The 18004-nt window shown below is 69.9% G+C and carries 15 protein-coding genes; 3 read left to right on the top strand and 12 right to left on the bottom strand.

Going from position 1 to position 18004, the window contains the following annotated elements; genetic code table 11:
• Window positions 1–3: 3 nt before the first annotated feature.
• The 7 genes from OHA88_RS34625 to OHA88_RS34595 all read right to left on the bottom strand — a co-directional run bounded on the left by OHA88_RS34625 (window position 4) and on the right by OHA88_RS34595 (window position 7935).
• A complete protein-coding gene (locus tag OHA88_RS34625; protein ID WP_328628390.1) occupies window positions 4–1308 on the bottom strand; it encodes an NtaA/DmoA family FMN-dependent monooxygenase in 1305 nt (434 codons plus the stop codon).
• Window positions 1305–2372, bottom strand: coding sequence for an LLM class flavin-dependent oxidoreductase (locus tag OHA88_RS34620; RefSeq protein WP_328628389.1), 1068 nt, complete (start codon window positions 2370–2372; stop codon window positions 1305–1307). The genes OHA88_RS34625 and OHA88_RS34620 overlap by 4 nt, the downstream gene beginning before the upstream one ends.
• Before the next feature lie 21 nt (window positions 2373–2393).
• Window positions 2394–3368, bottom strand: a complete 975-nt coding sequence (locus OHA88_RS34615; RefSeq protein WP_328628388.1) for an ABC transporter substrate-binding protein — start codon at window positions 3366–3368, stop codon at window positions 2394–2396.
• A 59-nt stretch (window positions 3369–3427) separates the two neighbouring features.
• Complete coding sequence (locus tag OHA88_RS34610; RefSeq protein WP_328629862.1) at window positions 3428–4180, bottom strand: amino acid ABC transporter ATP-binding protein; 753 nt, start codon at window positions 4178–4180, stop codon at window positions 3428–3430.
• 41 nt (window positions 4181–4221) lie between these two features.
• Window positions 4222–5121 (bottom strand): amino acid ABC transporter permease, encoded by a 900-nt coding sequence (locus OHA88_RS34605; protein WP_267005946.1) that lies wholly within the window; start codon window positions 5119–5121, stop codon window positions 4222–4224.
• A 61-nt stretch (window positions 5122–5182) separates the two neighbouring features.
• Window positions 5183–7060, bottom strand: a complete 1878-nt coding sequence (locus OHA88_RS34600; protein WP_328628387.1) for an FAD/NAD(P)-binding protein — start codon at window positions 7058–7060, stop codon at window positions 5183–5185.
• Window positions 7057–7935, bottom strand: coding sequence for an amino acid ABC transporter permease (locus OHA88_RS34595; RefSeq protein ID WP_328628386.1), 879 nt, complete (start codon window positions 7933–7935; stop codon window positions 7057–7059). Before OHA88_RS34595 ends, OHA88_RS34600 begins: the two co-directional genes overlap by 4 nt.
• 500 nt (window positions 7936–8435) lie before the next feature.
• On the opposite strand from OHA88_RS34595, the gene OHA88_RS34590 reads away from it, so the two are divergent.
• The gene (locus OHA88_RS34590) at window positions 8436–9383 is read left to right on the top strand and encodes an ABC transporter substrate-binding protein (RefSeq protein ID WP_328628385.1); all 948 of its coding nucleotides are present in this window, start codon (window positions 8436–8438) and stop codon (window positions 9381–9383) included.
• A 33-nt stretch (window positions 9384–9416) separates the two neighbouring features.
• Here OHA88_RS34590 and OHA88_RS34585 read toward each other — a convergent pair whose 3' ends face one another.
• On the bottom strand, window positions 9417–10703 hold the full coding sequence (locus OHA88_RS34585; protein ID WP_328628384.1) for a DUF5685 family protein: 1287 nt from the start codon (window positions 10701–10703) through the stop codon (window positions 9417–9419).
• Window positions 10704–11011: 308 nt separating this feature from the next.
• Between OHA88_RS34585 and OHA88_RS34580 the strand changes: the two genes are divergently transcribed.
• Entirely contained in the window at window positions 11012–11458 is a 447-nt protein-coding gene (locus OHA88_RS34580) for a cell division protein SepF (RefSeq protein WP_030917985.1), read from the top strand.
• 39 nt (window positions 11459–11497) lie between these two features.
• Here the strand turns inward: OHA88_RS34580 and OHA88_RS34575 are convergent, their stop codons facing one another.
• Both OHA88_RS34575 and OHA88_RS34570 read right to left on the bottom strand, forming a co-directional pair.
• Window positions 11498–12748, bottom strand: a complete 1251-nt coding sequence (locus OHA88_RS34575) for an acyl-CoA dehydrogenase family protein (RefSeq protein ID WP_328628383.1) — start codon at window positions 12746–12748, stop codon at window positions 11498–11500.
• A 73-nt stretch (window positions 12749–12821) separates the two neighbouring features.
• Window positions 12822–14537, bottom strand: a complete 1716-nt coding sequence (locus OHA88_RS34570; RefSeq protein WP_328628382.1) for an MFS transporter — start codon at window positions 14535–14537, stop codon at window positions 12822–12824.
• A 495-nt stretch (window positions 14538–15032) separates the two neighbouring features.
• Between OHA88_RS34570 and OHA88_RS34565 the strand changes: the two genes are divergently transcribed.
• Window positions 15033–16055 (top strand): phosphatase PAP2 family protein, encoded by a 1023-nt coding sequence (locus tag OHA88_RS34565; protein ID WP_328628381.1) that lies wholly within the window; start codon window positions 15033–15035, stop codon window positions 16053–16055.
• A 117-nt stretch (window positions 16056–16172) separates the two neighbouring features.
• On the opposite strand, the gene OHA88_RS34560 is transcribed toward OHA88_RS34565, so the two are convergent.
• Together OHA88_RS34560 and OHA88_RS34555 are read right to left on the bottom strand one after the other, a co-directional pair.
• Window positions 16173–16388 carry an I78 family peptidase inhibitor gene (locus tag OHA88_RS34560; RefSeq protein WP_030917974.1) on the bottom strand — a complete coding sequence of 72 codons (216 nt, stop codon included), beginning with the start codon at window positions 16386–16388 and terminating at the stop codon, window positions 16173–16175.
• A 409-nt stretch (window positions 16389–16797) separates the two neighbouring features.
• Window positions 16798–17757, bottom strand: coding sequence for a helix-turn-helix transcriptional regulator (locus OHA88_RS34555; protein WP_328628380.1), 960 nt, complete (start codon window positions 17755–17757; stop codon window positions 16798–16800).
• Between the last annotated feature and the right edge of the window lie 247 nt (window positions 17758–18004).

Here is an 18004-nt window from a genome sequence, read left to right as displayed (position 1 = left end):
CGATCAATCCTTCCCTACCGGATCGGCCAGCCCGAGATGGGACCGGAGAGTGAGACCGGTGTATTCGGAGCGGAAGGCTCCGCGTTCCTGGAGGAGCGGGACGACCCGGTCGACGAAGTCGTCGAGGCCGCCCGGGGTGAGATGCGGTACGAGGATGAAGCCGTCGGCCGCGTCGGTCGAGACGAACTCGACGAGCTCCGAGGCGACCGTCTCCGGGCTGCCGATGAACGACTGCCGCCCCGTCGTCTCGATGACCGTCTGCCGGATGGACAACCCCTTGGCCTCGGACAGCGCGCGCCACCGAGCCGCGACGGCGAGCGGGTCACCGATCCTGACCCGGCCCTGGACCAGCCCGGAATCGGGGTCCGGGTCGATCTCGGGGAGCGGCCCGTCCGGATCGTACGAGGAGAGGTCGCGGCCCCAGACCTGTTCCAGGGCGAGGATCGCGTTCTGCGGGGAGATCTGCTGGCGCCGGATCTCGGCCGCCCGCTCCTGGGCCTCGGCGTCGCTGTCGCCGAGGACGAAGGTGACCCCGGGCATGATCTTCAGATCGTCGGGTTGCCGGCCGTACTTCGCCAGCCGCGCCTTGACGTCGGAGTAGAAGGTGCGGCCCGCCTCCAGGGTGCCGTGCCGGGTGAAGATGACGTCGGCGGCGGACGCGGCGAACTCTCGGCCCTCCGGGGAGTCCCCGGCCTGGATGACGACCGGGTGGCCCTGCGGGGAGCGCGGGACGGTGAACTCGCCCTCGATGGTGAAGTGCCGCCCCTGGTGACGGAAGGGGCGCGGGGTTCCGTCGGGGGTCCAGGTGTCCCACAGTTCACGGGCCGTGGCGACGAACTCGGCGGCCCGGGTGTAGCGGTCGGCCCGGTCGAGATAGCCGCCGCGCCGGAAGTTCTCCCCGGTGAAGGCGTCGGAGGAGGTGACGACGTTCCAGGCGGCCCGGCCGTCGCTGAGGTGGTCGAGGGTGGCGAGCCGCCGGGCCAGTTCGTACGGCTCGTTGAAGGTCGCGTTGACGGTGGCGGCGAGACCGAGCCGGTCGGTGACGGCGGCCAGGGCGCTCAGCACCGTGAGGGACTCGGGTCGGCCGACCACGTCCAGATCGTGGATCCGCCCGTTGTGCTCGCGCAGCCGGAGCCCCTCCGCGAGGAAGAAGAAGTCGAACCTGCCGCGTTCCGCCGTGCGGGCGAGGTGCTCGAAGGAGGAGAAGTCGATCTGGCTCTTCGAGCGGGGGTCGGTCCAGACGGTGGTGTTGTTCACGCCGGGGAAGTGGGCCGCCAGATGCATCTGCTTCCGCGTCGGTGCGGTCATGCTCGTCCCTCCGCAAGGGCGTATCGGTTCGCCGGGCGCGCCAGTCCCAGGTGCTCGCGGAGCGTGCCTCCCGGGTAGAAGGTGCGGAACAGGCTGCGGTGCTGAAGCAGGGCCACGGTTCCGTTGACGATCCGTTCGAGATCGCGCTCCGGTGTGATGGGCGTGAGGTGGAAGCCGTCGACGGCTCCGGCCCGGTGCCACTGGGCGATCAGTTCGGCGAGGTCGACCGGGCCGCCCCGGTAGTACGAGCCCCCGGCGGCGAGCGGCGGTCCGCTCTCCAGACCGGGTTCCGGCGCGGTCTCGGCGTCCCCGAGGTCGACGGTGAGCGCCACCAGCACCCGCAGGGTGTCGGGGTCGCGGCCGTACGCCGCGGCGCGGTGCCGTACGTCCGCCCGGATGCCCGCGGCCTGCTCGGGCCCGGTGGCCCGTACGAGTACGACATCGGCGTGGCGCGCGGCGGCCTCCTGGCCCGGTCCTCCCGTCCCGTCGATCACGGTGACCGGGTGGCCCTGCGGGGGCCTGGGCACGATGGCCGGTCCGCGGACGGTGAACGTCGCGCCCTCGAAGTCGACGTAGTGCAGCTTGTCGCGGTCGACGAAGCGGCCGGTGGCGACATCCCGGATCTCCGCGTCGTCCTCCCAGCTGTCCCACAGCCGGGCGCCGACATCGGCGGTTTCGCCCGCCTCGCGCCACAGCTCGGCGGCGGGCGCGGCGGACCGCCGGCCGAACAGCCGGGCCTCGGCCTCGGTCGTCGACACCTCGGCGCTCCAGCCCGCCCGGCCGCGGCTCACCCAGTCCAGGGTGGCCACGGCGGACGAGACATGGAACGGCTCGGTGTGGGTGGTGGTGACGGTCGGCACCAGCCCGATCCTGCGGGTGGCGGGCGCGACCCGGGAGAGCACGGCGAGCGCGTCGAGCCCGGGGCGGGCGAACGAGTCGCCGAGGGTCACGAAGTCGAGTGTCCCGCGCTCGGCGAGCCGGGCGAGCTCGACGTAGTGCCGGGCGTCGTAGTGGGGTGGGCCGCCGATCTCGGCGGCCAGGTGAAGAGCGGTGGTGGCAGACATTGCTGTGCGTACCTCTCGGGCTCAGTTCTTGGGCTTGGGAAGGCCGGGCGGGTTGATCTCGGACTTCTCGACGGCCTCGTTGGAGAGCCCCCAGCGCCCCAGGACCTTGGCGTACGAGCCGTCTTCGATGATGTGGTCGATGGCGGCCGCGTACGCCTCGACCAGGCCGCTGTCCTTCTTCGTGGTGGCGGCGATCTTCCCCTGGAGGCCGTCGCCGCCGCCCGACAGCGTGCCGACGACCTCGGACTGGGCCGCCGACGCCACGTGGTAGTTCACCGACGGGCTGGGGCCGAGATAGCCGTCGATCCGGCCGGACTGCAGGGCCAGGTAGTAGTCGGTGTCCTTCTGGAAGTACTTGATGTCCACCGGCTTGCGCCCGGCCTTGACGTTCTGCTCGCTCCAGTCGACGAGGATCTTCTCCTGGTTGGTGCCGGACGCGACGGCGACGGTCTTCCCCGCCACGTCCTTGGGGCCCTTCACCTTCCAGCCGGAGCCCTTCTTGGCCTCGAAGGCGATGTTGTCGAGCCGGTAGGTCGCGAAGTCGTACTTCTCCTTGCGTTCCTCGGTGACTGTGACGTTCGACAGGACGCCGTCGAACTTGGAGCTGTCGAGGCCGACGAAGAGGTTCTCCCAGGAGACCTCCTCGAACTCGGGCTTCAGCCCGAGCGTGTCGGCGATCAGGGTCGCTATGTCGATCTCGGAGCCGATCCGGGTCTTGTCGTCGGTGGCGTAGAAGCCGAGCGGGGGCGAGGCGTCGGCGCTCGCGCCCAGCCGCAGCGTGCCGCGTTCGCGGACGGCGGCCGGCACCTTCGCCGCGATGGCGTCGACCTTCTTCTCCCGGATCCGGTGCTGGTCGGGCCCGATGTTGATGCCGGTGCCCCGCTGTCCCTTCGGGTTGATCTCGTCGGTGGCGGCGTCGCTCGTACCGCAGGCCGTGAGGAGTCCGGCGGCGGTGAGGGTGGCGAGCGTGGTGGCGAGGGTACGGCGGACGGACACGTGGGCGCTCCTTGCAGACGGTGCGGAAGGGCTGGAAAGGGTGGAAGGGGACATCGGGGTCACAGGACCTTGGAGAGGAAGGCGCGGGTGCGCGGATGTTCCGGACGGTCGAGTACGTCGGCGGGGGCGCCCTGCTCGACGATCCGTCCCTCGTCCATGAAGACGACGGTGTCGGCGACCTCGCGGGCGAAGCCGATCTCGTGCGTGACGACGATCATCGTGGTGCCGCCGTGCGCCAAGTCCTTTATGACATCGAGGACTTCGCCGACCAGCTCGGGGTCGAGCGCCGAGGTCGGCTCGTCGAAGAGCAGCAGCTTCGGTTCGAGAGCGAGCGCGCGGGCGATGGCGACGCGTTGCTGTTGCCCGCCGGAGAGCTGCTTCGGGTACGCCCCCGCCTTGTCGGCGAGTCCGACCCGGGCGAGGAGCTTCTCGGCGGCGGCGACCGCGTCCTTGCGGGGGCGGCGCAGGGCGGAGACCGGCGCCTCGATGATGTTCTCCAGGACCGTGAGGTGCGGGAAGAGATTGAAGTTCTGGAAGACGAAGCCGATCCGGGTGCGCTGGCGCAGGACCTCACGCTCGCGGAGCTCGTACAGTTTGTTGCCGTCCCTGCGGTAGCCGACCAGGGTGCCGTCGACGCTGATCCAGCCGTTGTCGACCTTCTCCAGGTGGTTGATGGTGCGCAGCAGGGTGGATTTGCCGGACCCGGAAGGGCCGAGGACGACGGTCACCTCTCCGGAGCGAACGGACAGATCGATGCCGCGCAGGACTTCGAGGGTGCCGAAGCTCTTGTGCACGGCGCGGATCTCGACCATGGCGTCCGGGACGGCATCCGTGGAATCGGTCGTGGTGGCGCTCATCGCGCGGCCCCCTTGGCGTAGTGACGTTCGACGTAGTACTGGAGGACGGAGAGCACGGTGGTCAGGAGGATGTACCAGACGGTGGCCACCATCAGCAGAGGCACGACCCTGCCGTTGCGTCCGTAGACGACCTGCACCTGGTAGAAGAGTTCGCCGATCGCCATCACGGAGACGATCGAGGTGCCCTTGAAGAGCGAGATGATCTCGTTGGCGGCGTTCGGCAGGATGGAACGCATCGCCTGCGGCAGCACGATCCGCCACAACTGCCGGTGCCGGGGGATCCCGAGCGCGGCGGCCGCCTCCAACTGGCCGCTGTCCACGGCGAGAACGCCGCCGCGGACGATCTCCGCCGCGTAGGCCGCCTGGTGCAGTGCGAGCCCGAGGACGGCCGCGCTCATCGCGCCGACGAGGTTCATCGTGTCGAAGGAGAAGAAGCCGGGCCCGAACGGGATGCCGAACTGCAACTCCTTGTAGAGGTAGGCGAGGTTGAACCAGAAGAGCAGCTGGACGATGAGTGGTATGGAGCGGAACGCCCAGATGTACGCGTAGGCGACCGCGCCGAGGAACGGGCTGGCCGACAGCCGCATGAAGGCGAGCACGATGCCGAGCGCGAAGCCGAGCACCGTTCCGTAGAAGGTCAGTTGGAGGGTGATCCAGACGGCCTTGAGGATGGTCTCGGCGGTGAAGAAGCGGGCGAAGACGTCCCACTCCCAGCCGGGGTTGGTCACCAGACCGTGCAGGAACTGGGCGAGCAGGACGGCGGTGGCGACGACGGCGGCCCAGCGCCAGGGGTGGCGCACCGGGACGACGGTGAGCGCGCCGTAGTCGATGGCGGAGGCGTCATCGGCCCGTGGACCGGTCGCTTTGTCGAGAGGTGGATCGCTGGTAAGCGACATGAGGATTCCTTGGGATACGAGCCATGGGACTGAGGGGTACGGAGGTGGGACGGCGCCGCGGTCAGGCGCTGAGGCGGCCGCTGCCGTCCGTTCCGTTGCTGCGGTCGCCGCCGTCGCTACAGAGCAGGTCGCAAAGGAACGCCAGAGCCGTCCGTGCGGTGGCGTCGTTCTGCCGGAACGCCGGGCCGCCGGTGCGCGGCCGGGTGAAGGCGCCGCTGACCCGCGCGGTGGTGTGCGGGCCGAGGGCGAAGCGCCGGGGGTGCGGGCGGCCGTCACGGCCCAGGATCCGGCCGTCGTCGGGGTCGACGGAGAGCAGCCCGGTGGCGGTGGCGGCGGCTCCGTCCTCGTACAGCGACTGAAGGATCGGGCTGCGGGTGCGCTCCAGTGACGGATCCGGCAGCCGGGCCTCGACCAGTGCGCGGGCCTCGATCCACTCCCCCGGCACGGTGGCGCTGCCGGCCCGGAAGACGCCCCGTTCCTCGTCCGCCTCGACGGTCATCCCCGCACCGAGGAAGCGGACGACCCCGGCCCTGGAGAGCGCGAGCAGCTGGTGCAGCCGTGGTCCCGGCGGGCCGGACGCGAGGTAGCTGAAGAAGCCGTGCCACCAGCCGCCGATGTCACCGAACCGCATCAACTGCCCGTAGACGGAGAGCAGTCCGAGGAAGACGGCGAGGTCCTCGCTGTGGGCGGGGTCGTGCCGGCGGTCGAGGTCGGCGGTGATGTAGTCGCGCAGCCCGACCTGGAGTGCGTCGTACGACGGGTGGCGCACGCCGTCCAGCGGGTGGTCGAGCGCTTCGAGGTCGAGCCGGTCGGCGGGGTCGGGGACGGCGGCGACGACGAGGGCACGCAGTTCCTGGCTGCCCGGTTCGGCGGCCGCGTACTTCTCCTCGAAGACCTGCCGGTCGACGGTCGTGCGCTCGGCGTGGACGGTGAAGAGCCGGTGGTAGTGGGCGTATCCGAGTTCCTTGTCGACGAGTGGCCACACATCGCGCCGGAAGTCGAGCGGGCCGGGCCGGCTCAGCAGCTCTTCGGCCTGGTCCGGGCCCAGGAAGCGTGGCAGCGGCGGCCGTTCGCCCTGCCAGCCGTAGCCGATCTTGGAGTGGTACGGGACACCGCGCCGCGATCCGATGTGCAGCACGGGCTCCTTCCCGGAGGGCAGGTACTCGCCGTTCTCGTACCGTCCGCCGCGTCCCTCGGTCAGCAGCACCATCAGATCGATGAAGGCGAGCCCGAAGCCCCGGACGATGACCGGTTCACCGGCGGGCAGGGCGGTCAGGTCGCTGTCGGCGGTGAAGTCGGGCGGCAGGTGGACCAGCCCGTGCCGGTCCGCGAACTCGGTCAACTCGACGTGTTCGGGGGCGGGTTCGGCATCCAGGTGACCGATGGTGAGCACGACGAGGTCGGCGGTCAGCGGTTCGTCGCGGCCCTCCAGCCAGACGTGCTGACGGCCGTCGCGCTGTCCGGTGACGCGCAGGGCGTGTCCACGGTGCCGATGCACGGTGATGCCCGCCGGAAGTGCGGCCACCGCCTGCTCGTACACCCATGTCAGATAGGCGCTCTGCAGCCGTCTGCTCGGGAAGTCCTGGCCTCCCAACGCCTTTATCTGGGCGAGGAGTTCCGGTTCGACCTCCGGGGTGACCCGGCCGTCGCGGACGCCGGCCGCCCAGGTGTGCAGTGCGGGCCCCGGACGTATCGGTCCCTCCTGCTGGACCGTGTCGTCGGTGAACATGGTGACGTCCTCGGCCATGGAGTTCATCCAGAGCAACGGGGACTGGTCGTGCCGCCAGATCCGGCCGCCGCCGGGCGGGTGCGGGTCGACGAGATGGATGTCCAGCCGCCGGCCCTCGTACAGCTCGGGGGCGTTGGCGGCGATGCGCTCGATGAGGCCGGTGCCGCGCGGCCCGGCGCCGACGATGACGAGAGCCGGTCCGACGCTCACCGGGCACCCGCCGTGCCACGGGCGTAGTGCCGTTCGATGTAGTGCTGGCCGACGCTGAGCAGCGAGGTGACCACCACGTACCAGAGAGTGGCGACAAGCAGCAGCGGGATCACCTGGTAGGTGCGGTGGTACACGAGCTGCACCGAATAGAGCAGGTCCTGCACGGCGATGATGCTGACGATCGAGGTGCCCTTGAGCGTGCCGATCAGCATGTTCCCGGCGGGCGGGACGATGGAGCGCATCGCCTGCGGCAGCACGATCCGGCGGAACCGGCGCCAGGCGCCGAGGCCCAGCGACTGTGCGGCCTCGATCTGCCCGCGCTCGACGGACAGGATGCCACCGCGGACCACTTCGGCCGCGTACGCGGCCTCGTGCAGGGTGAGGCCGATGACGGCGACCGTGACGGGCCCGAGGAGGTTCACCGTACGGACACCGAGGATCTCCGGGTAGAGCGCGCCGATGTTGAACCAGAAGAGCAGCTGGACCAGGATCGGGGTGGACCTGAAGAGCCAGACGTAGCCCCAACTGACCGCCTGGAGCACGCGGTTGGTGGAGAGTCTGAGTACGGCCAGCAGTGTGCCGAGGGCGAAGCCGAGCGCCATGACGAGGGCGGTGAGCCAGAGGGTGAGGCCGAGGCCGCGCAGGACGGAGGCGGTGGTGAAGTAGTCGCCGACGACGTCCCACTGGAAGGCGTCGTTGCGGATGACGGAGTTCAGCGCCAGGGCGAGTAGCAGCAGGACCACAACGGCCGCTGCCCACTGACCTGTTCGGCGCGCAGGGACGATGTGCAGGTGGTCGGCGTCGTTGTCCTTGCCGCTGTTCTCGGAGAGCGGGGCCGGGCGTGATTGAGGAAAGGCATCTGTCTGCGCAGACATGCGAAGGCTCCGTGGATGCAGAGATCGAACACGGGACGTGCCTTCACGGAAAACACAACGCGGACCGGGCCCCTCAGCGCGATCCGCTTCCGAGGTAAGCGCTGTTCACAACATATTGTCAAGCCTGTCCACACTGTGAGCCATACGTCTCAGGTCAGTTGACGGACCAGTGGATCGCCTGTTCCACTTGGGCCATGCATTCGCAGCAGTGGCTGGTCAAGCGCTCCCACATCGACTTCGGTCGCGTGTGGTCCTCCTCCTGTTGAGCTGACCCCCTGCGGTTCCTCGCGTCCGTGCCTCGCGCCGTGTCCGGCGCCTGAGCACCGTTCCCTGCGCGTCTTCACGTACACAACATCGCTGCACCCTCCCCTCAGGCTGTTCGCCGTTCCGAGCTCCTTCCGCTCTTCCTTCGCCCCGCCCGTGGCCGTGCTGCCGTGGCGCGCCGCCCGGCGCTGCCCGGCTGCCCGCACACGGTCGACGAACCTGGAGAACCACACCTCATGCCCCGTACCCGGCACACCGCCGCCTTCGCGCTGATCACCGTCGCCGCATTCGCCCTCACCGCGTGCGGGTCCGGCGATCCGGCAGCCGCTCCGGCCGGCGCGGCCGGCCCGGCCACCTCCGCCAAGGGGAAGATTCCGACGCAGGACGTCGTGTCGTCGGTGAAGAAGAACAAGGCCGCGGCCGCGCTGCTGCCCGCCGAGGTCCGCGCCTCCGGCACACTGACCATCGCCTCCAGCGTCGGCACGCCGCCCGGCGCCACCTATCTGCCGGACGGGAAGACCGTGGCCGGCACCGACATCGACGTCGCGGACGCCGTGGCCAGGGCGCTGGGGCTGAAGCTGAAGCGCGAGGTGGCTGCCTTCGAGGCGATCCTGCCTGCGCTGGGCAGCGGGAAGTACGACCTGGGGACGGGAAACTTCGGGGTCACCGACGAGCGTCGCCGGACGATCGACTTCGTCACGTACCTCAATGACGGGCAGGGCTTCGCGGTCCGCGACGACAGCAAACTGGCGAAGGTCACCGATCTCACCCAGCTCTGCGGCCTGACCGTGGGCACCGCCGCGGGTACCACCTTCGAGGTGACGCTGGAGGAGAACAAACACCGGTGCGCCGAGGCGGGCAAGAAGCCGTACGACGTGAAGACCTACTCCGATCTGGCGGCCGTCTGGGCCTCGCTCCAGCAGGGCCGCAGTGACGTGGTGATGTCGACCATCAACGGGTTGCGCTATGCGGTGGACCAGCAGCAGGGCGTGCGCTTCCTCAATGAGTTCAAGCGGCTCGATGTCGGCTTCGCGTTCAAGAAGGGCACCCCGCTGGCGCCCGCCTTCCAGGCGGCGGTCAACGGACTCAAGGCGGACGGGACGTACGACCGCATCCTGAAGAAGTGGGGCATCGGCGCGTCGGCGATCGAGTCCTCGCAGATCTCGCCGCCCGAGATCAAGTGATCCCGGGGCCGCTGAGCCGGTCCGAGGAGTGGCTCAGCAGTCGCACCCGCAGTCGCAGTCGCAGCAGTCGCAGGAGCTGCAGCAGTCCCCGCAGTTGCTGCAGCAGTCGCACGCATCGCAGCAGTCGCTGCAGTCGCACTGGCTGCACAGCCCCTCGCGCCGCTGCCGGCTCCACGGGTCCTCGAAGGTCCCGCAGCACATCTGGCAGGTGCAGGCGAGGCCCGCCCACACCAGGCAGCCCGTGATCAGCCCACGCCGGTCGCGCGGCGGCTCCGGCGGGGGCTGGGGCGGGCCGAACGGGCTGCCGGGGTTGTTCGGCGCGTACGGATTGCCCGGCGGCGGCCCGAAGGACCCGGTCTGCCGCAGCCCCGCCGCGTCGCTCGGCGCCTTCGGGGAGGACTCCGCCTGCCGGCTGTCCGTCAGATCCCCGCCGGTGCGCTGGGCATCCTCCTGGTGCGAGCACGTCTGCGTGGCGAAGGCCCGGTCCACCGAACGCCGCAGTTCGTGCACGAGCAGCAGATGCGTCAGCTTGTCGTCGGTGAATTCGGCGTCGCGCAGCGCCAGCCGTACACCACGCAGCGCGTCGTCGCACAACCGTCGGGCCTCGGCGCGCGAGGTGCCGGTGGCGGTGAGCGGGTTCCAGGCACCCGACGCGGCGTCAGCTTCCTGGTCCTCCACGGCATCCAGCAGATGGGCGAGCCGCCCGAAGAGCCGGCCGGCCTCGGCGAGGGGTTCGGCGTTCCGCGGTCGGCCCGCGAGTGCGGCGGTGTGGGCGAAGGCCGCCGCGGTGGCCGTCTCGGTGGGCTCCGTGACCGTCAGCAGCGGGGTGCCCGGCCCGGCGAGCCGTTCGATGCCGGTCTGCCGGTCGACGGCGTCCACGAGGACGGCGGTGTCGAACCCCAGCTCCGCGCCGGTACGCGCCCCGGCCCGGTCCCAGCCCGCGGCGACCCGGCGGGCGGCCGCGGCGACCGGGCGGCGACTCAACAGCCCGTCCCGGTCCGCTATGTGGTCCCGTACCTTCGCCGAGGCGAGCACCAGCGAGACGGCGGCTGCCAGCCTGGCCCCCTCGCCGCGGGCGACCGGAGCGGTCCGCATGGAACGCAGTGGACAGGGCCCCGCGGTGCGTCGCCATCCGGTGGTGCGCTCGGCCTGAGCCTCCGTCAGAACCGAGACGATCAGGCCGTCATAGTTCGTGACGATCCGGGCGAACTGCCCGTGGTCCGAGCGAAGTGCGAGGCAGAGCCCGCAGAGATGGGCCATCCACTCGGCCTTGAGGCCCTCCGACAACCGATGGGCGCAGGGCCTGACTATTCCGAACACGACGATCCCCCGAGAGTCGCTCCGTTGTGCGCCGCACTCGTGCGTGTGCGCGACGGGCATCGTATCGAGTGAACCGTTCACCCGTACGCACCCCACGTCACCCGTACGGACCGGGACATCATATTTTCTTTTCACCAGGGGCCCTATGCAGGAGGAACCTTGACGAATCGCCACATCTTCTGCACCAGTAACGTCACGAATCCCCTGCGCGCCGACTATCCACTTGGCGCACGATCCGCATCATGGTCGACCATAGGGATACGAATGAGATGCGGAACACCAAGGAACCGCGGTGAGAGGAGGCGTCCATGGGATCGGTGCGCAAGGCGAGTGCCTGGCTGGGCCTCGTAGAGGACAACGACGAGCGTTACTACGACGACGACGACGAGTACGCCGAGGGTGCACGGACCGGGACCGGCAATGCCTGGGTGACCGACCCACGGGTGCAGGTGGTCTCCGAGGCGGCCGAGGAGACGGGCCGCCGGATCGCCACAGTCACCCCGGACAGCTTCCGGGATGCCCGCGGCATCGGCGAACTCTTCCGGGACGGCGTCCCGGTGATCATGAACCTCACGGCCATGGACCCCTCGGACGCGAAGCGGGTCGTGGACTTCGCCGCGGGGCTGATCTTCGGACTGCGCGGGTCGATCGACCGCGTAGCCACCCGCGTCTTCCTGCTGACCCCGGCCGACACCCACGTGGTCAGCGGCGAAGCCGCCGGCCGACCGGCCGACGGCTTCTTCAACCAGAGCTGAGCAGGACGCTCGCCGGATCGGTCCGGCCGGCGTCCCGTTCTACCGGAATGCGTCCAGACCGGTGAGCGCCTTGCCCAGCACCAGCTGGTGCATCTCCACGGTGCCCTCGTAGGTGAGCACCGACTCCAGATTCGTCGCATGCCGCATCACCGGGTATTCGAGCGAGATCCCGTTGGCGCCGAGAATTGTCCGTGACGTGCGGCAGATCTCGATCGCCTCCCGCACATTGTTGAGCTTTCCGAAACTGACCTGTTCCGGGCGGAGCCTGCCCGCGTCCATCCGACGGCCCAGATGGTGGGCGAGCAGGATGCCCTTGTGCAGTTCGACGGCCATGTCCGCGAGCTTGGCCTGAGTGAGCTGGAAGCCGCCGATCGGCCTCCCGAACTGTTCCCGGGTCTTCGCATAGTCGACCGCTGCCTCGAAGCTGGCTCGTGCGGCGCCCATGGCTCCCCAGACGATGCCGTAGCGGGCGTGGCCGAGGCAGCTGAGCGGACCACGCAGGCCGGTGACCCCGGGGAGTACGGCATCGGCGGGCAGCCGTACCTCGTCGAGCACCAGCTCACTGGTGACGGAGGCGCGCAGCGACCACTTGTGCTTGATCTCGGGCGCCGAGAAGCCGGGGGTGTCGGTCGGCACGACGAAGCCGCGGATGCCCTCGTCGGTCTGTGCCCAGACGACGGCCACCCCGGCCACCGAGCCGTTGGTGATCCACATCTTGCGGCCGCTGAGGACCCAGTCTCCCCCGCTCCCGGCCTCGCCCGAGCGGGAGGTGCCCCCTGGTTCGCGCTTGGCGTACGTCCGCATCCCGGCCGGGTCGGAGCCGTGGTCCGGCTCGGTGAGCCCGAAGCAGCCGATGATCTCGCCGGCTGCCATCCCGGGCAGCCACCGCTCCTTCTGCTCCTCCGAGCCGAAGCGGTGGATGGCGTACATGGCGAGGGAGCCCTGAACGGAGACGAGCGAGCGGATCCCGGAGTCCGCCGCTTCGAGCTCCAGGCAGGCCAGCCCGTACTGGACGGCGGTGGCGCCCGCGCAGCCGTACCCCTGGAGGGACATGCCGAGGGCACCGATCGAACCGAGCTCGCGGGCCAGCTCACGGATGCCGGGCAGCTCGCCGTTCTCGTACCACTCGGCGATGTGCGGCAGAACCCGGTCGGTGGCCCAGGCACGGACGGTGGAGCGGATCGCGAGGTCCTCGGCGCCGAGCAGATCGTCGATGCCGATCGGGTCGGCGGGGTCGAACGGCGGCAGCTTCGACGGCTTCGCGGACTCAGCGGACTCGGTGGTGGACATGAGAGTGCCTCCGGCGGCTCGCACGGTACTAAAACTAGCAGTGTTAGTTATGGCGTCGTGCTGACGTTACGGCTCAGTGTGCCGCTCGTCCAGAGCCGGTGGCCTCGGCGGGTTGCCGCCGGACGGGGAGCGAACGGGGCCGGTTCGGACGGTCCTGTCCAGGGGCTCCCGGGGCACCGTGGAACGCCCGGGCCTCACGGGACTCGCGGTCGTCCTGCACATCGCGCGGATCGCAGAGAACCCGCGGCGGGCACTCCATCACCCGCGGCAGCCGCAGCGCGGCGAGCGCGCCGAGCAGCAGCAGCCCCGCACTGACCAGCAGCGTGACATGCAGACCGTTGACGAAGGCGTGCCGGGCGGTGCTGCGCAGCACCTCGCCCAGCGGACCGCCCAGCTGGGACGCCACCTGATAGGCCTCGCCCAGCGAGTGGGATGCGGCGGTGGAGGCCTCGGCGGGAACGCCCGCCCCGGAGAGCCTGGCCAGCCCGGGGGTGTAGGCGGCGTTCATCACGCTGCCGAGCAGCGCGATCCCCATACCCGCTCCCAGCTGGTACGAGGTCTCGCCGATGGCCGCCGCGCCACCGGCCCGGTCGGCGGGGGCCTCGCTGAGCATCGATTCGTACGCACCGAAGAGCGTGGACTGGAGCCCGAAGCCGAGTACGACGAACGCAACGGTCAGCAGACCGGGCCGGTCGTGCTGCCCCATCAGGGTCAGGATCAGCACCGAGGCCGCCGTGAGCACGAAGCCCCAGCCGACCATCCGGCGCGGGCCGATCCGGCGCAGGGTGTACGAGCCGGTGGCGCCCGCCGCCATCGCCGCGAAGGTGAGCGGCAGCAGCCGCAGACCGGTCTCCAGCGGGCTGAGGCCCAGGACCAGCTGGAGGTACTGGACGGCGATCAGTTCGAGACCGACCAGCGCCAGCATGGCGAGGACGATGCAGCCGACCGCGGTGGAGAAGGCGGGTCTGGCGAACATCCCGATGTCGATCAGTGGATGCGTACGGCGCTTCTGCCGTCGCACGAACGCGACGAGCAGCGCGCCGCCCAGGAACAGCGGTACGAGGGTGGCGAGGACGAAAATGCCCTCGCCGGTGCCCGCGCGCTTCACACCGAAAACCACACCGAGTACTCCGGCCGCGGCCATCAGCGCGCCGAACACGTCCCAGGGGCCGTCACTGCTGCCCCGTGATTCGGGCAGCAGCAGCCGGCCGACCGGAAGGATGAGGGCCATCAGCGGGATGTTGATCAGAAAGACCGAGCCCCACCAGAAGTGCTCGACGAGGAAGCCGCCGATGACCGGTCCGATGGCCGCGCCGACAGCGGCGACCGCGGTCCACACCCCGATGGCGACGGCCCGTTCACGCCGGTCGGGGAAGACCTGGCGGAGGATCGACAGCGTCGCCGGCATGATCATCGCGCCACCGACCCCGAGCAGGGCGCGCGCCGCTATGAGTACGCCCGGACTGTCGGCCATCGCGGCAACCGCGGAGGCGACCGCGAAGAGGGCGTAGCCGAGCAGCAGTATGCGGCGGCGGCCGACCCGGTCACCGAGGGTGCCGAAGAGGATCAGCAGTGAGGCGCAGACCAGTGGATAGGCGTCGACGATCCAGAGCAGACCGACGGCGCTCGGCCGCAGGTCCTCGGTGACGGCGGGGACGGCGACGTGCAGCACGGTCGCGTCGAGCGCCACGAGCAACAGGCTGAGACAGAGGACGACCAGGACGACCCATCGATTGGCACCGTCGGCGGCTGCGCGCAGCCGGAGTCGGGCTGTGGTCGTCCCGGACATGCATGTACCTCCCAAAAGGCCTCGCGCTCGGCAGGCCAACCGGGGATGCAGCGTCTGCTGCCCCTCCAGGCCCGGCATCGACGGGCGAGTGATCCGTCAGCGTACGCGAGTTCGGCGTGGCCACACGTGGTCCATCTCATACCGCGGCGGGCCACGGAGTGTGGCGTACGCCACGCCGGATCCCGCATCCGGCCCCGGCCGGACGGCGCCCGCCGCCGCCGTGGACGCACACCGGACTCGCCCCGTGACCGCCTCAGCACCGTCCGTTCACCCGGGCGTGACGGCCGGAGAAATGCATACGGCATCGATTTTTGTTATTCACGGACACTCAAACACCCTTCCGAAATGAGTGCGGGAAAATAGATCGGAAGGTCGCCGGGATTCGCCGAACGGTCAGGAAAAGATGCCCGGCTGAGACATAGTCCACATCACATCGTCATCACAAAGCGGCCGGATCGACCGGAACGCGCACTCACTCGCTGTAACGTCGATTGGGTGCGTACCGACATCTTTGCCCGGCTGGACCGGGAGCCGGAACCGCCGAAGATAGAGCCACCGCGGATGAGCCGTCACCGCATCGCTCTCTTCGGCGGGACGTTGGCGTTCTATCTCGCCATCGTCTTTGCCGTACTGATCGGCTCCTGGCTGGTGACCCTGGACTGGAAGGTCATGCTGTTCCGGCCCTACCAGCAGTGGCCCGGAATCCACGCCTTCCTCGACTACTACGTCGTCCTGGGCCAGCGAGGCCCCACGGCCGTGATGGTCGCCTGCTGGCTCGGCTGGCGCTCCTGGCGGCAGCACACGCTGCGGCCCCTGCTCACGCTGGGCGCCTCACTGCTGCTGCTCAACCTGACGGTGGGTGCGGTCAAGCTCGGCCTGGGCCGGCTCGGCCCGCACTACGCGACCCAGATCGGCTCCGCGGAGCTCTTCGCCGGCGGCGATATATTCCCGTCCGGGCACACCGCCAACGCGGTCGTGACCTGGGGAATCCTTGCCTACCTGGCCACCACCCCGAGGGCCAGGCGCTATCTGTCGGCCCTCTCGGCAGTGGTCTCGCTCGGGGTCGGGCTCACGACCGTCTATCTCGGCACGCACTGGCTCAGCGATGTGCTGCTGGGCTGGGCCGCGGGACTGCTGATCCTGCTGGGCCTGCCGTGGGTCGAGCCGCTGATCACCCGTGCCGAGGACTGGATCTTCGCGGTGCGCGAGCAGTGGCGCGCGCGGGGCAGGGCAGTGCCTTCGGTGCCTGTCGCGGCCGGCGGCCCCCGGACCGTGCTGCTGCCGCGGCACGCCGGTGCCGACGCCATGGACGAGGACCCGGCGCTCGAACCGGTCGCCGCGGGAAGCCACGCGGGGGCCGCGGCCCCGGCGGCGGGTGCCCGGCCACGGGCCCATACGACGCACACGGTGCGCTCGGAGCGGACGCCCATCACCCCGGCCGGCAGCCGCCGCCCGCCGCACGCGGACCGTACGCCGCGCGGCGGCACCAGCCCGGCCCGCCCGATGAGCGGCGGCTGACGGACCGAACCCCCACGCGTCGGGGACGGTACGCACAGCCTCTCCCCGCACAGTCAAGGCCCCGACCTCGGTCGGGGCCTTGCTCGTGTCGCGGGTCTGTCGCAGCCGCTGTGGGTCTCAGCCCACCCAGCAGCGGGTCACGACGGCGTCGTCGACCTCGAAGTTGATCCGTCCGGCCCGGTACTCCATGGTGATGATCGCGCCCGGCGGCAGGGATCTGACGCTGCTCCAGCCACGCGCACGGGCCCTCCGCTCGGCGGCTTCGGCGGCGAGGCCGACGTACGCGCCGGGTGTGTCGTCGGGCTGTGCGGGAGGAGTCGGTATAGGTGCCATGTCTCTCACCGTAGGCGGCCCCGGACGGGTACGGAAGCCTGGCTCCGGCGGCGGCGCGGCATCCTCACGTACGCCACCGGTCACGCTTGTGTCACAGGATCACTACACACGTTTACTCGAACTGGTTCACTCGAACGTGCGGTCCGTAAGCCGACGCACAGTAATCGCGGAAGCCGAAGAATGATCTCGGAACGCGCGGAGAAACCAAACAAATTTCGGCATCCCAGGTAGTGGAAATTCCCGTCCCGGGCGGTGTACGGAAAATGAAACCGACCACCGGGAATTCACGCTTCCTTATGGCGTCCTTATCTTTTGGACACGATATCCACACCATCGGACCGGGACGGCCGCCCACATCCACCCGTATACCGGACACAGCGAGTTGACAGACGAAAGAGCGCGGCACGGTTCAGTCGAGCGCCCGGGACAGCCGGTCCCGGGCGGTCCTGATCGCGTCGGTGAGCTCCTGCGGCTCGACGACTTCGAAGTCGAAGCCCATGAGCATCACATGGATCACCAGAACGTCCAGACCGGCCGCCCCGGTGCGCAGCAGGCAGCTGTCCTCGTCGATCCGCTCCAGCACACCCGAGGACGGCGAGATCCGCTCGGCCGCCCGCTCGACGGGCACCTTCAGCCGGATCACGGCACGCGCCGCGTACGCGGCGGTGGAGACGCCCTTGGAGACATACGCGGCCAGGTCGTCGGCGGGCGGGCGGCGCGGGACGAAACGGGGACCGTGCGGCGGTGCGGGGGTGATCCGGTCCGCCCGGAAGGTACGCCAGTCCGCGCGGTCCAGGTCCCAGGCGACGAGATACCAACGGCGCTCTGTGCACACCAGCCGGTGGGGTTCGACGGTCCGGCGCGATACGGAGCCGTCATGGGCGCGGTACGCGAAGCGCAGCCGCTCGCAGTCCCGGCAGGCCCCGGCCAGCTCGGTGAGAACCCCCGGATCGACGGTCGACGCGTCGGGGCCGCGCAGCATGGGCACGGTGAAGGCGCCCAGCGCGCTCACCCGCCGGCGCAGCCTGTTCGGCAGTACCTGCTCGAGCTTGGCGAGTGCGCGTACGGAGGTCTCCCCGATGCCCTCCACGCCGTTGCCGGCCGCTGTGCGCAGCCCGACCGCGACCGCGACGGCCTCCTCGTCGTCGAGGAGCAACGGCGGCAGCTCGGCCCCGGCACCGAGCTGGTAGCCGCCGCCGGTACCAGGGCTTGCGTTGACGGGATAGCCGAGCTCCCGCAGCTTGTCGACGTCGCGGCGGACGGTCCGGGGGGTGACGCCGAGCCGGTCGGCGAGCTCGGCGCCGGACCAGTCCCGGTGGGCCTGCAGCAGTGAGAGCAGGCGCAGCAGTCGTGCCGAGGTCTCCAACATGGGACGAGTCTGCCAGCGGTTGCGGACAGCCGGCGTCCGCAATCCGGATCGGCCTGCTGCGGGGCTCGGCTCCAGCCGCGCTCAACGCATAGACGACTTTCAGCCAGTGGATACATTCCCTGTTTTCCTGATTTGTCGACCTGTCGTCGTCCCCTCCCCTTCCTCGCCCGGTCTCGCCGATGCGGGTTGGATCAGCGGGTATCGACCGGGAGTAAACCCATCGGTCCCCCGATTCACCCTCTGCGCC

Source organism: Streptomyces sp. NBC_00353, from assembly GCF_036108815.1.
GTDB lineage: Bacteria > Actinomycetota > Actinomycetes > Streptomycetales > Streptomycetaceae > Streptomyces.
Note: the sequence above shows the minus strand (reverse complement) of the source record. Positions and strands in the feature narration are given on the sequence as shown.